At 64.5% G+C, this 12,215-nt stretch carries 13 protein-coding genes; 7 read left to right on the top strand and 6 right to left on the bottom strand.

The window, feature by feature from the left end; translation table 11 throughout:
- Positions 1–87: 87 nt before the first annotated feature.
- Complete coding sequence (locus IG196_RS08200) at positions 88–837, top strand: SDR family NAD(P)-dependent oxidoreductase (RefSeq protein WP_192195739.1); 750 nt, start codon at positions 88–90, stop codon at positions 835–837.
- Positions 838–876: 39 nt separating this feature from the next.
- Here the strand turns inward: IG196_RS08200 and IG196_RS08195 are convergent, their stop codons facing one another.
- The 3 genes from IG196_RS08195 to IG196_RS08185 form a co-directional block, all read right to left on the bottom strand.
- A complete protein-coding gene (locus tag IG196_RS08195) occupies positions 877–1,143 on the bottom strand; it encodes a hypothetical protein (RefSeq protein WP_225616967.1) in 267 nt (88 codons plus the stop codon).
- Positions 1,144–1,362: 219 nt separating this feature from the next.
- The gene (locus IG196_RS08190; RefSeq protein ID WP_192195738.1) at positions 1,363–2,364 is read right to left on the bottom strand and encodes an acyltransferase family protein; all 1,002 of its coding nucleotides are present in this window, start codon (positions 2,362–2,364) and stop codon (positions 1,363–1,365) included.
- A 10-nt stretch (positions 2,365–2,374) separates the two neighbouring features.
- Complete coding sequence (locus tag IG196_RS08185) at positions 2,375–4,258, bottom strand: CocE/NonD family hydrolase (RefSeq protein ID WP_192195737.1); 1,884 nt, start codon at positions 4,256–4,258, stop codon at positions 2,375–2,377.
- 420 nt (positions 4,259–4,678) lie between these two features.
- Between IG196_RS08185 and IG196_RS08180 the strand changes: the two genes are divergently transcribed.
- From IG196_RS08180 to IG196_RS08155, 6 genes are all read left to right on the top strand, one after another.
- Entirely contained in the window at positions 4,679–5,722 is a 1,044-nt protein-coding gene (locus IG196_RS08180) for an alpha/beta fold hydrolase (RefSeq protein WP_192195736.1), read from the top strand.
- Between the two features lie 88 nt (positions 5,723–5,810).
- The gene (locus IG196_RS08175; RefSeq protein ID WP_192195735.1) at positions 5,811–6,500 is read left to right on the top strand and encodes a glutathione S-transferase family protein; all 690 of its coding nucleotides are present in this window, start codon (positions 5,811–5,813) and stop codon (positions 6,498–6,500) included.
- A 1-nt stretch (position 6,501) separates the two neighbouring features.
- A complete protein-coding gene (locus IG196_RS08170) occupies positions 6,502–6,846 on the top strand; it encodes an ArsR/SmtB family transcription factor (protein WP_162587716.1) in 345 nt (114 codons plus the stop codon).
- The gene (locus tag IG196_RS08165; RefSeq protein ID WP_192195734.1) at positions 6,843–7,301 is read left to right on the top strand and encodes an SRPBCC domain-containing protein; all 459 of its coding nucleotides are present in this window, start codon (positions 6,843–6,845) and stop codon (positions 7,299–7,301) included. The genes IG196_RS08170 and IG196_RS08165 overlap by 4 nt, the downstream gene beginning before the upstream one ends.
- 440 nt (positions 7,302–7,741) lie before the next feature.
- The gene (locus IG196_RS08160) at positions 7,742–8,710 is read left to right on the top strand and encodes an SDR family NAD(P)-dependent oxidoreductase (RefSeq protein WP_192196946.1); all 969 of its coding nucleotides are present in this window, start codon (positions 7,742–7,744) and stop codon (positions 8,708–8,710) included.
- A 100-nt stretch (positions 8,711–8,810) separates the two neighbouring features.
- Positions 8,811–9,836 carry an alpha/beta fold hydrolase gene (locus IG196_RS08155; protein WP_192195733.1) on the top strand — a complete coding sequence of 342 codons (1,026 nt, stop codon included), beginning with the start codon at positions 8,811–8,813 and terminating at the stop codon, positions 9,834–9,836.
- A 289-nt stretch (positions 9,837–10,125) separates the two neighbouring features.
- Here IG196_RS08155 and IG196_RS08150 read toward each other — a convergent pair whose 3' ends face one another.
- The 3 genes from IG196_RS08150 to dmpG are packed head-to-tail and all read right to left on the bottom strand — an operon-like array spanning position 10,126 to position 12,214.
- On the bottom strand, positions 10,126–10,353 hold the full coding sequence (locus tag IG196_RS08150; protein WP_225617068.1) for a 2-hydroxymuconate tautomerase: 228 nt from the start codon (positions 10,351–10,353) through the stop codon (positions 10,126–10,128).
- A gap of 5 nt (positions 10,354–10,358) precedes the next feature.
- Complete coding sequence (dmpH, locus tag IG196_RS08145; RefSeq protein WP_192195732.1) at positions 10,359–11,147, bottom strand: 2-oxo-3-hexenedioate decarboxylase; 789 nt, start codon at positions 11,145–11,147, stop codon at positions 10,359–10,361.
- The gene (gene dmpG / locus IG196_RS08140) at positions 11,144–12,214 is read right to left on the bottom strand and encodes a 4-hydroxy-2-oxovalerate aldolase (RefSeq protein WP_192195731.1); all 1,071 of its coding nucleotides are present in this window, start codon (positions 12,212–12,214) and stop codon (positions 11,144–11,146) included. The genes dmpH and dmpG overlap by 4 nt, the downstream gene beginning before the upstream one ends.
- Between the last annotated feature and the right edge of the window lies 1 nt (position 12,215).

Below are 12,215 nucleotides of genomic sequence, written 5' to 3'. Positions count from 1 at the left end.
AAGTCTTTCCATTTTTGCCCACTACTGGAGTTCGCGTGGAGACCCTAGATTGAAGACTTCTCTCTTCGTTGAACAAGGAAACGCATCATGCAAAAACTCACTGGCAAGGTGGCCGTGATCACCGGCGGCAACAGCGGCATCGGCCTGGCCTACGCCCAGACTTTCGCGGCGGAGGGCGCCCACGTCGTCATCGTGGGGCGCCGCCAGGACGCAGTGGACACAGCGCTGGCCAGCATCGGCCCGGACGCGATGGGCTTCGTCGGCGACGTGGCCGACCTGGCGATGCACGACCGCCTGCTCGCAGCGGTGAAGGCACGCTTCGGCGCCATCGACATCTATGTGGCGAATGCAGGAACGGCCATCCTCGAGCCATCGTCTGCCGTCACCATCGACACCTACGACGTGCAGTTCGCGACCAACACGCGCGCGGTGTTCTTCGGCGTGACCAAGGCACTGCCGTTCATGCGCGATGGCGGATCGATCATCCTCACGAGCTCAATCGCCGGCAACAAGGTGATGGACAACCACGCGGTTTACGCCGGCAGCAAGGCAGCCATCGAAGCCTTCGCACGCAACTGGGCGCTCGAGCTCAAGGAGCGCCGCATCCGCGTCAACGTACTGAGCCCGGGTCCCGTCGACACGCCGATCCTCGGGAAGCTGGGCATCACGGACGCTGCGCGGCCTGAGTTCGACAAGAGCATGGCGGCAGCGATCCCGTTGGGCCGCTTGGGCCAGCCGAACGATCTGGCGCAAGCGGCGCTGTTTCTGGCGGGCGACGACAGCGTGTTCGTCACGGGCGTCAACCTGAGCGTCGACGGCGGCATGGCGCTGACCTGACAGGCCGCGCGCCATGCCTGAAAACACGGCGCTCGGTTGTCAGGCCGGAGCCACGGTGCGCGGAGGGAGAAATCCCTTCGCATGGGCCAGGTCGGGCCACGGCATCACGGTTTCGCCGGCGACCAGCCACTTGCCGCCCGTGCGCCGAAGCCGCAGCTCGTAGAGCGCCGGATCGGCGTTCCGGCTCATGCGCCGAAAGAGGATCGCGGTGGCCTCATCGCCCTGCTCCTCGATGTGCAGGATGCGTTTTTCCGTCGACAGCGGTGCCTCGCCCGCATCGCGACGGCTTCTGAATTCGGCCATCATCTCCGACTTGGAAAAACGGGCGATCTCTCCCTGGGGCGTCAGTACCAGGAAGCCGAGGTCTTAGGTGTAGAGCGCTTCCATTTCATCCATCCGGTAGTGGCTTCCGGTGTCGGCGAGCACGTCGATGCTCGAGGCTTTCATCGTAGGAAGGGCTGCGTCGCTGCGGTAGGTCCGCGCAGGGACGCGCGCTGGTCCCGTTGCGGGATCAATGCCGGACGATCACGCGGTGCTCCGGACCTGCGGCCATGCCTTCTGGCGCCATCGCTTCAGAGGCGTGTCCACCAGATGCAGGCAGACGGCGGCCATCGTGAACGAGAACGCAAGGGTCGCGCTCAGCGTGATCCACAACGGCTGCGTATCGCGCAGCAGCAGCGCCAACGGGAAATGCCAGAGGTAGATACCGTAGGACAGCCGGCCGATGTAGACCATGGGCGCCGAGGCGAGAAACTTCGCTCTTCCGTGCTCAGCGGCGTAGCAGATCAGCACGAACGCGGACAACTCGGCCAACGTGATGCTCAGCGTGACCGCCTCGGTCTGGTGACTCGTCGGCAGCGAAGGCAGGGCCATGAGGACCAGCAGCGCCACGCTAGCCATCGCAAGCACATGCTTCGATACCTTGAAATGGGTCAGCGCCGCAATGGCTCCGAGCAGGATTCCGCTCATCCGCGTGTCGAAGCGGAAATACGCCTGCGACCAAGTCCAGTTCATGGCCACGAAGTACCGCCATGCTGTCACGGCAAGGAATGCAAACACAAGCCATCGGACAGGATGCCGCGTTCGCAGAAGCAGCGGCAGTACCAGCGGCCACAGCAGGTAGAACTTCTCCTCCACGCCGAGGGACCACGTGTGCCCGATGGTGTAGGCAAGCTCCCAGAAGGCCAGCGCGTAGTCGTAGACGTAGAGTGCGGCCAGCACGGCGGACAGCCAGCGATCTTCCGCCGGCCAGAGGATGGGGGCCAGCCCCACGTAGACCGCCACCATGAGCAGCAGCGTCGGATAGAGCCGCAACGCCCGGCGCGCGTAGAAGCGGCCGATCTCGATGCCGCCGTGGCGGTGCTCCGCCGTCAGCAGCGAAGTGATGAGATAGCCCGACAGGACGAAGAAGACGTCCAGCCCGATGAAGCCGCCATGCGCACCGGGGACCTCGCAGTGGAACAGGACCACCGAGAGGATGGACAGCGCGCGAATGCCGTCGAGCGCGGGGTTGTAGGGCAAGGACATCTGTCCGCGCTCAGCGAGTGGCCAGCGGGTCCGGCCTGCACGGCTGCAGGATCGTGGCACCGCACGCCGGATAGCTTGCCGGCCCCTTGACGTCCTTCAGTACGCCGAGCCGCACCACGGAGTCGTACGTCGCGTTGTGCAGCACATGAAGGCGCTGCTTCTGCGTGAAGGTGTCGAACACCAGGCCCCCGGTTTGGGCGGGCGTGTCGATCCAGATCCGCAGTCGCGAGCCCTTGCGAAAGTAGTGGCCCATCTTTTGGATCTCGACACGGGCAAGGACCGGCCGGCCCGGCAGCAGCGGCATTGGCTGCTCGGGGCGTTCAAGCCGGATGGGCAACAACGGCGTCGAGCGCGCAGTGTCCAGGGCGCGGTTCGACAAGCGCAACCAGCCCCGCTGGACATACGTCTCCTGTCCATCGGGCCGCAGTTCGGTGACGGTGACCTGCAGGTCGGCGTCGCCGGCACCGGCCGTGACCCAGAGGTCGGCACTGCCCGGTCCGTAGACCATCATGTCTTCACCCAACGGTGTAGAGGTGTAGGCCACGCCCGTGGTCTTCCAGTCGGCGGACAGCGGCCCCCAGAAGCTTCTTCCCGCAATGTCGTTGACGACCACACCGGCACCGGGATAGTCGAAGCCGTCGGCGGCTCCGGAACCAGGCGCATCGGCGAGGGCTTGGCCCGCAGCCAGGTGGAACGCCTTGACGGACAGGTCATCGCTGCGGATCGGCCCCCGTTGCACCACCCAGCGCGGCTTGGGAGAGACGCGTCGCTCCAGCGCATTGGCGCTCGCGCTTGCTTCGGCGGTCTCCATCCACACGGTGGTGCGCGGCGTGTCGCGTTCGAATCCGTTGTTCTCGCCCTTGACGAATCGGTCGAGAAATCGCACGGCCATCGCCTGGAAATCCGAGGCCAGGTACATGTCATGCCGGCCGTTGGTCTGCACCGACCACAGCATGGCCGGATCGAGCCGGGACTGGTAGTAGCCGCTGCGCGGCGTGATGGCCTGGTCCTGGAACGCTTCGAGCGACAGCACGGGAACCTGCACGCGGTCGGCATGCGGTGCCAGGTCGAAGCTCTTCATGTGGTCGTCCCGCAGGGGATGCGCCAGGAACAGGTGCATCACGGAGTTCGCATCCTCGGCCGCGAGGTTCTTCGGGATCTGCCCCAGGCAGGCCGCATCGCCCTCTTCCGTGGCCGTCTGCGCAACCACCTTCTCCCAGTACGCGCGCATGGAGCCACGCAAGGGTGTGATGAAACCGGGCGCCGGCACGCCGCCGGGCATCAGTGCATCGCGAAAGTCCGTCAGCACCATGCCGGGCACGATGGCCCGAAGGTGCGGCGGGCGTTGCTGCGCCGTCGCCAGTTGGGACGCCCCACCGTACGACCAGTTGACCATGCCGACCTTGGTGTCGGACCAGGGTTGCGACGCCGCGAATTCGACGGCTTCGGCGCCATGTCTTCCGAGTTGCGGACGCGTGTACTCGAGCGGGCCTGTGGAACAGCCACTGCCCGCGGCGTTGACGCCCATCACCGCATAGCCGGCCTCGACGAGGCGCTGGTCGAGCTCGACGGACATCGACGTCTTGTAGTGGAGGTAGGGCGTGCCGCCGATCGATCCGGCGTCGTAGCCGTTGATGCTCAGGATGACCGGGAACCTTCCCGATGCCTTCGGCAGCAGCACGCTGTAGCGCAGCCTGACGCCGTCGGAGGTCGTGAAGTAGCCGGCAATGCGCTTCGCCCAGAACGGTGCGGCCGGCCCCTGCGCGGGGAAATCGAAAGGCCGCGACGCCGGCAGGCCCGTGTCGGGATCCAGCAGGACATCCTGCCCATGTGCTGCGAGCGACGTGACGAACGCCGTGGTGAGCGTGATGGCGGCGACGATGAACTTCTTCATGGTTCGTGTACTCAGGGGCTTGCTGGATCGGCGGCGGGTGGCGATGTTAGGGCATTGCTGCGTCACCGACAGTCCTTCACACGACAAACGTTGTGGGCAGGAAAGTACACCCGGGCCGACGCTGTCTTGTGACTGCGTTTGGCGAATGCGTACCGCACCACCGAACCAATTGATGTCCGTCGCTCAACACGGTGCGGCCTCTCGCGTGGCTAGTGACAGGCCTCGCCGGAACCTACGATCGACGCGGCCTTCAATATCCCCACACACGCACCCTATCGAAGGTCCAGGCCATCGACTTCATGTGCGACCCGACGACGGAAAGATTCAGATGATGGATTCAGTGACCCCATTGAAAGGCGCATGCCGGAAGGCCGGACGCGCCGCCGCGTTTCGCTGCGACAGCGACGGGATGAATCCGGCATGAACGATCGCGTGGACTTCCTGCGACGCGGCCTGCTGCGCAGCGCCGTGGCGGGCACCGGCATCGCCGGGCTGAACCTCGCCTTCGGTGGCAAGGTGGCATTCGCGAGGGGCATCGGATCACCGGCCCTGGCCCTGGCGCACCTGAAGAACGTCGATGCTGGCGTCCTGAACATCGCCTACTACGAAGCAGGGCCGGCGGACGGCCCCGCGGTGGTGCTTCTGCACGGCTTCCCGTATGACATCGAGGCCTACGCAGAAGTCGCCCCCATCCTGGCGGCCGCGGGTTGCCGGGTGATCGTCCCCTATCTGCGCGGCTTCGGCCCCACACGCTTCCTTGACGCAAGCACACTTCGTTCGGGCGAATTCGCAGCGTTCGGCGCAGACCTGCTGGCGCTGCTCGACGCATTGGCGTTGCCGCGCGCCGTGCTGGCGGGATACGACTGGGGCGGCAAGGCGGCCAGTGCCGTCGCCGCCCTCTGGCCCGAGCGCTGCGCAGGGTTGGTGTCGGGCAACGGTTATGCATTCGCGGATCCGGCTACGGCATTGATCCCCGCGAAGCCCGACAGCGAAATTCCACTCTGGTGGCAGTTCTATTTCCAGACCGAAAGAGGACGCGCCGGCTACGCGAAGTACCGCCGCGAACTCAACCGGATCTTCTGGAAGCAATGGTCGCCGACGTGGCGCTTCGACGACGCGACCTTCGCCCGCACCGCCGCATCGTTCGACAACCCCGATCACGTCGAGATCTCAATCCATTCATTCCGTCACCGCTTCGGCGCAGTCAAAGGAGACCCGGCCTATGCCGAGATCGATCGCAAGCTGGCCTTGCTGCCTGCGATACCGGTGCGCACGGTGACGCTGGACGGCGGCGACGATGGCGCCCATGCACCGACCGACGGTTCGGCCCAGGCGGCGAAGTTCACGGGGCCACGCACACATCGCGTGATACCGGGGGCGGGGCACAACCTGCCGCAAGAGGCGCCGAGCGCGTTTGCGGACGCGGTGCTCGAGCTCGTGCGCGCGGACCGTCGCACGCGTTGAGCTTGGGCATCATCGCGCCTCGAGGCGGTGCTTGATTCGGTGCGCCGCCGATCCTATACTTTCCAAAACAGGAAAGTATTAACTCCTCATGAACGCACTCACACTGCACTACCACCCGCTCTCGTCCTACTGCCACAAGGTGCTGATCGCGGTCGACGCGCTGGGGATCGACGTAGAGAAGCGGTTGCTCAACCTGGGTGACCCCGAAGAACGTGCCGCGCACCTCGCGCTGTGGCCCACAGGCAAGATGCCGCTGCTGGTGGACCGGCTTCGGCCGGTGCCCGAATCGAGCATCATCATCGAGTACCTCCAGCGTCACCATGCAGCCTCGGGCCGCACCCTCATTCCGGAAGACCCGGACGTCGCGCTCGACGTGCGCTTGTGGGATCGCCTGTTCGACCTGCAGGTGATGACGCCAATGCAGGCGCTGACCGCCGACCTTCTGCGGCCCGAAGGCGAACGTGATGCACGCGGGGTAGCCAAGGCGCGAGAAGGCTTGTCGTCGGCCTACGCGTTCATCGACCGCCACCTGAAAGGGCGAACCTGGGTTGCCGGCGATGCCTTCAGCATGGCCGACTGCGCTGCGGCGCCCGCTTTGTTCTATGCAGTGACCTACGTGCCGCTGCCGGCGCAGCATGTGCAGCTGGCCGCCTACTTTGAGCGGTTGATGGACCACCCCTCGGTGGCAGCCACCATTGATGCGGCGCGCCCCTGGTTCGAGTTCTATCCCGGGCGCGCCGGCCTGTCGCGCCGCTTCTTCGATCCGGCGAGCGCCTGAGATGCGAGCAGCGATCGCCGAGCCCGCGCAGCTCGACCGCATGTTCTTCGCACTTGCCGACGCATACCGCCGCGGCATGCTCGATCGCCTGAGCCGCGGACCGGCCTCGGTGTCCGAGCTGGCCGCAACGCTCGGCATGGCGCTCCCCTCGGCCGTCAAGCACCTCGCCGTGCTTGTTGAAGGCGGGTTCGTCGCCTCCCAAAAGAGCGGCCGTGTGCGCACCTACACGGCCGAACCTGAGGCGTTCGATGCCATGGAATCGTGGGTCGCGAAGCGCAAGACGCTGCTCCACGCGCAATTCGACCAACTCGATGCCTATCTGGCCGAGCAAAAAGGCAAGTCATGAAGCACATCCCCGCCGCACACACCGACTTCGCCATCAAACGCGAACTCGACGCCTCGCCCGAGGACGTTTTTCAGGCCTGGGCCGATCCCGAGGCAAAGCGCCGCTGGTCCGACTGCCACGCCGAGTACACAACCGAGTACCGCTTGGACTTCAGGCCGTTCGGCCATGAAACGCATAGAGTCGCCTATCCCGATGGCCGCATCCAGCAGATCGAGAAGGTCTTTTTCGATATCGAACCCGCACAGCGCATCGTCTTCGCCTACGACATCCAGCTCGACGCACGCCGACTGTCGGTGTCGCTCGTAACGGTCGAGTTCTTGGCGCACAAGCATGGGACTCGCATGGTCTACAAGGAACAGCTCACGTACCTGGACGGTCATGAAGATCGCGCCGAGCGCATCCGTGGAACGGAAGAAGGCTTGGACCGGCTTCTGCTGGAGATGGCACGGCGCTAGAACAGGTGCCCAGCCGTCTCTGCGCACTGCGCAGCGTCAGGTTCATCGCCACGACAGGGGGTTGCGCACCACCGATACCCTCATCGAGGTTTGCGGCACGGCGTGCACGTCAGAAGGTGCCAAACGTTGTTAAGGCGCTCGACGACAAACGCGGGATTGCGCCCGCGTCTTCCTCCGTGAGATTCGCTCCAAGCCACAAGGGCGTCGAACTCAGAGCCAAACCGCAGAGGCTCTTCTCTCCTTCCTCGCATCTTTGGTGTCTACGAGACAACAGGGTGATGCACTCTGGCCATCTACCGGCGTGCGAGTCTCGTCAATAGCATCGAGTGCACTGAGTCAGTGACCCGCAGCTCCTTGCAGGCAACACCTGGAACTACTCACATGCACGGTTTCATTGAGCGCCAACCTCCATGGATCGAAATCATTTCAAGGGTGACTTGATGAATCAAACTTTCAATGCGAGTTCTACGGCTGACGACGTTCTTGATAGCGTTGACCTTCGAGGCAAAAGAGTCCTCCTGACGGGGGTTTCATCCGGCCTCGGCGTCGAAACGGCACGCTCACTGGTGGCGCATGGCGCGCACGTGATTGGAACGGCGCGTGATCTGCACAACGCTCCGGCGGTCAGAAATGCCGTCCTTTCGGGTGCGGCGAATGGCGGAGGCTTCGACTTGGTGGAACTCGACCTGTCGTCTCTGGAGAGCGTGCGCAGATGTGCGGACGGTATCGGAAAGGACCACTCGTTTTTCGACGTGATCATCGCCAATGCGGGAGTCATGGCCACGCCCGCCGGGCGCACACGCGACGGCTTCGAAACGCAGTTCGGTACGAACCATCTCGGTCACTTCCTCCTCGTGAACCGCTTGGAAGCACGAATCGCTGACGGCGGCAGGGTCGTGGTCGTGGCGTCCGCGTCCCATCGCTCCGCCCCTTTCAGCCTCGACGACCTGAACTTCGAACACACCGCCTACGAGCCTCAACTTGCGTATGTGCGATCAAAGACGGCGAACATCCTGTTCGCAGTGGAATTCGACCGCCGTCATCGCGGGCGTGGTGTCCGGGCCGTCGCTGTCCATCCCGGAACTATTCGCACCGGACTCGGACGGCACATGGGGCAGGAAGCCATGGAAACGGCTATCGCGCAAATCAGCGCGTCGCTCGTGGCCGAGGGGCAAGCGCCATTCCAGTGGAAAAGTGTGGCGCAAGGGGCTGCGACCACCCTATGGGCCGGCCTGGTCGCCGCGCCGGCGGAGGTGGGAGGACGCTATTGCGAGAACTGCCACGTCTCCGAAGTGAACGACGGGCCTCTCAGCCCTTTTGCCGAAGGCGTTCGCTCCTACGCGTTGGACCCCGAGACAGCCACGCTGCTTTGGCGTCGCAGCGAGGACATGGTCGGCGAGACCTTCTGATTCGTGTACTCGGCAAACGCCATGGAGCGAAGCCCAGACCGTTCACGGCACCGCACTCCCGCTCCCGGGAGAAGCATTCTTCACTGAGCAGGATTTCCCGATGTCCGATCCCAACAATTTGCCTCGCCGCTCATTTCTGGAAAAGGCAGCAGTCGGTGTCGTTGCCTCCCAACTCGCAGCAGGCGTTCCAGCTTTTTCGCAGACGCGTGTCGCGTCGACGCCGCTCAGCCGCCTCGGGCCGCTCAAGAGCATCGAGGCCGGCGTGCTGAACGTCGGCTACGCGGAACTGGGGCCTGCCAACGGCGCGCCGATCCTTCTTTTGCATGGCTGGCCCTACGACATCCATACCTATGCCGAGGTTGCGCCAGTCCTGGCCTCACAAGGGTACAGAGTCATCGTCCCGTATGTGCGCGGGTACGGCATGACGCAGTTCATTTCCAGCGACACGCCTCGCAACGGCCAACAGGCGGTGCTCGCCGTTGACATCATTGCGTTGATGGATGCGTTGAAGATCCAGAAGGCCACTGTCGGCGGCTGCGACTGGGGCGCTCGGACGGCCTGCATCCTCGCAGCCTTGTGGCCGGAGCGCGTCAAGGCTCTGGTCTCCGTCAGTGGTTATCTGATCGGCAACAGGGAGTCGGGCAAAGCTCCTTTGTCACCAAAAGCCGAGCTTCAGTGGTGGTACCAGTACTACTTCGCCACCGAGCGCGGCCGTGCCGGCTACGAGAAGAATCGGCACGACTTCTCGAAGCTGATCTGGCAGATTGCTTCTCCCAAATGGGCTTTCGATGATGCCACCTTCGACCGCAGCTCTGCTGCCCTGGAGAATCCCGACCATGTCGCGGTAGTGATCCACAACTATCGCTGGCGACTCGGCTTGGCCGAAGGCGAATCGAAGTACGACGACTTGGAGAACCGACTCGCCAAGGCCCCAGTCATCACCGTTCCCACGATCACTTTCGAAGGCGATGCCAACGGTGCGCCGCACCCGGAGGCGAGCGCCTATGCCGGGAAGTTCTCAGGCAGATACGAACATCGCGTGGCCAACGGCGGGATCGGTCACAACCTGCCCCAAGAGGCGCCCCAGGCGTTCGCGGCTGCCGTGGCGGAACTCGCCCGCCTCTGATCCATTTTTTGCACGCCCCCGTTTCCAGGGACCGATACCAAAGCGGGGGATGGGCGTGAATTTCGGCGATTCAAAGAAAATCCTTCGCCTTCTGCCGCCGAGCCTCACCCAGGTCGTCATCGCTAGCAGATCGCCGGAGGAGGCTTTCGTACACGCGTAGTCCCAACCGTCCACGATGCTGGCAATTTGGTGATATCAATGGCAGCCCGTTGAGAGCCCGGGTTCATGTGGTGTGAGGAGATCCCGAGCGGGGCGAACCGATCCTGATCGACGCGCCGGCGCGAGCCACTCAGCGTCCGAGGTCTTTGGCGGACACGCCACCGATGCCCCAGTTTTCCTTGGGCATGTCGTGCAGCCACACGCGCACGTTTTCTCTCGGCGCGTCGACGGCCTCAACGATGGCGCGGGTCACTTTCTCGATCAGCGCGCGCTTCTGCTCTTCGGTGCGGCCTTCGATGAGGTAGATCTGTGCAAAGGGCATTCGTGTACTCCTGTGGTGTGCGCTTCTGGGGTTGATGCCGGTCAGACGAAGCGCAGGCCCACGCTGCCCATGCCCTGCACCTTCAGCGTGATCGCATCGCCGGCCTGCACGGCGACGGCCTCGGTGATGCCGCCCGAGAGAATCAACGTGCCCGCCGGGATCTCTTCGCCGCGCGCGCCCAGGTGATTGGCCAGCATCGCAACGGCCGCGGCCGGGTGGCCGAGCACGGCAGCGCCCGCACCGAACGCCACGGGCTGGCCGTTCTTCTCGAGCACGATGCCGACGGTGCGCAGGTCGACCTCGCTCGCGGGCACGGCGCGACCGCCCACCACGAAGCGCGAGGCCGAGGTGTTGTCGGCCACCACGCTCTTGAGATCGAACTTGAAGTCGCGGTAGCGGCTGTCGATCACCTCGATACCTGGCAGCACAAAGTCGGTGGCCGCAAGCACAGAACCGATGTGACAGCCCGGGCCGCTGAGCGCGCGCTTGGTGATGAACGCGATCTCGGGCTCGACCTTGGGGTGGATAAGCTCGCTCACCTTGCATTCGCCGCCTTCGGGCACGGCATAGTTGTCGGCCATGAAGCCGAAGACCGGCGTGGTCACGCCCATCTGCTTCATCTTCGCGTGCGAGGTGAGCCCGGCCTTCAGTCCGATGATGCGATGCCCACGTGCGAGCTTGCGGCGGCGAATCTCGTTCTGGATCGCGTAGGCGTCGTCCCAGTCCATCTCGGGATACTCGTCGGTGATCTTGGGCGTGTCGCGTGCCTCCAGCTCGCAGGTTTCCAGGTGCTCGGCGAGCGCGGCGATGGTGTTCTTGTCGAGCTTCATGCGGTCACTCCTTCTTGTTGCTGTACGGCCTTGCGTGCACGGGCCAGCGTGATGGCCGTGTCTTCGATCATGTCTTCCTGGCCGCCGACCATCCCGCGCCGGCCCAGTTCCACCAATATTTCTCGCGCAGGCACGCCGTACTTTTTCTCGGCGCGCTTGGCGAACAGCAGGAAGCTCGAGTACACGCCCGCGTATCCCAGCGTGAGTGAGTCGCGGTCGACGCGGATCACGTGGTCCATGATGGGGACGACGCGGTCCTCGGCCACGTCCTGGATGCGGAACACATCGACGCCGGTCTCGATGCCCATGCGGTCGCACACCGCCACGAACACCTCCATCGGCGTGTTGCCCGCGCCCGCGCCTAGACCTGCGGCAGCGGCATCGATGCGGTTGGCGCCGGCCGCAACGGCCGCGACCGAGTTGGCCACGCCCATCGCGAGATTGTGGTGGCCATGGAAGCCCAGCTCGGTGTCGGCCTTGAGTGCCGCGCGCACCGCGCCGATGCGTGCCGTGACGTCGTCCGGCAGCATGTAGCCCGCCGAGTCGGTGACGTAGATGCAGTTAGCGCCGTAGCCTTCCATGAGCAGCGCCTGGCGCACGAGCATTTCGGGCGAGGCCATGTGGGCCATCATGAGAAAGCCCACCGTGTCCATGTCGAGCCGGCGCGCCATGGCGATGTGCTGCTCGGACACGTCGGCTTCAGTGCAGTGCGTGGCCACACGCACGGTGTGCACGCCCAGCCCGTGTGCCATGCGCAGGTGGTCCACGGTGCCGATACCAGGAATCAGCAGGGCCGACACCTTGGCCTGCTTCATCAGCGGGATCACGGCGCCCAAGTATTCCTCGTCGGAGTGTGCGGGAAAGCCGTAGTTGACCGAGCTGCCGCCCAGGCCGTCGCCGTGTGTCACTTCGATCAGCGGCACGCCCGCTTCGTCGAGCCCGCTGGCGATGTGCTTCATCTGTTCGAGCGTCACCAGGTGGCGCTTGGGGTGCATGCCGTCGCGCAGCGTCATGTCGTGCAGGGTGACGCGGCGGCCCTTCAGGTTCGTGTGCGTTGGGGTGGTCATG

The sequence above is a fragment of the Variovorax sp. 38R genome, assembly GCF_014843395.1.
Taxonomy (GTDB): Bacteria; Pseudomonadota; Gammaproteobacteria; order Burkholderiales; family Burkholderiaceae_C; genus Variovorax; species Variovorax paradoxus_H.
Note: the sequence above shows the minus strand (reverse complement) of the source record. Positions and strands in the feature narration are given on the sequence as shown.

Bases quoted from the DNA above. Each gene is read 5' to 3' on its own strand.
- IG196_RS08200 (WP_192195739.1), top strand. From the start codon at position 88: ATGCAAAAACTCACTGGCAAGGTGGCCGTGATCACCGGCGGCAACAGC.
- IG196_RS08195 (WP_225616967.1), bottom strand. From the start codon at position 1,143: ATGATGGCCGAATTCAGAAGCCGTCGCGATGCGGGCGAGGCACCGCTG.
- IG196_RS08190 (WP_192195738.1), bottom strand. From the start codon at position 2,364: ATGTCCTTGCCCTACAACCCCGCGCTCGACGGCATTCGCGCGCTGTCC.
- IG196_RS08185 (WP_192195737.1), bottom strand. From the start codon at position 4,258: ATGAAGAAGTTCATCGTCGCCGCCATCACGCTCACCACGGCGTTCGTC.
- IG196_RS08180 (WP_192195736.1), top strand. From the start codon at position 4,679: ATGAACGATCGCGTGGACTTCCTGCGACGCGGCCTGCTGCGCAGCGCC.
- IG196_RS08175 (WP_192195735.1), top strand. From the start codon at position 5,811: ATGAACGCACTCACACTGCACTACCACCCGCTCTCGTCCTACTGCCAC.
- IG196_RS08170 (WP_162587716.1), top strand. From the start codon at position 6,502: ATGCGAGCAGCGATCGCCGAGCCCGCGCAGCTCGACCGCATGTTCTTC.
- IG196_RS08165 (WP_192195734.1), top strand. From the start codon at position 6,843: ATGAAGCACATCCCCGCCGCACACACCGACTTCGCCATCAAACGCGAA.
- IG196_RS08160 (WP_192196946.1), top strand. From the start codon at position 7,742: ATGAATCAAACTTTCAATGCGAGTTCTACGGCTGACGACGTTCTTGAT.
- IG196_RS08155 (WP_192195733.1), top strand. From the start codon at position 8,811: ATGTCCGATCCCAACAATTTGCCTCGCCGCTCATTTCTGGAAAAGGCA.
- dmpH (WP_192195732.1), bottom strand. From the start codon at position 11,147: ATGAAGCTCGACAAGAACACCATCGCCGCGCTCGCCGAGCACCTGGAA.
- dmpG (WP_192195731.1), bottom strand. From the start codon at position 12,214: ATGACCACCCCAACGCACACGAACCTGAAGGGCCGCCGCGTCACCCTG.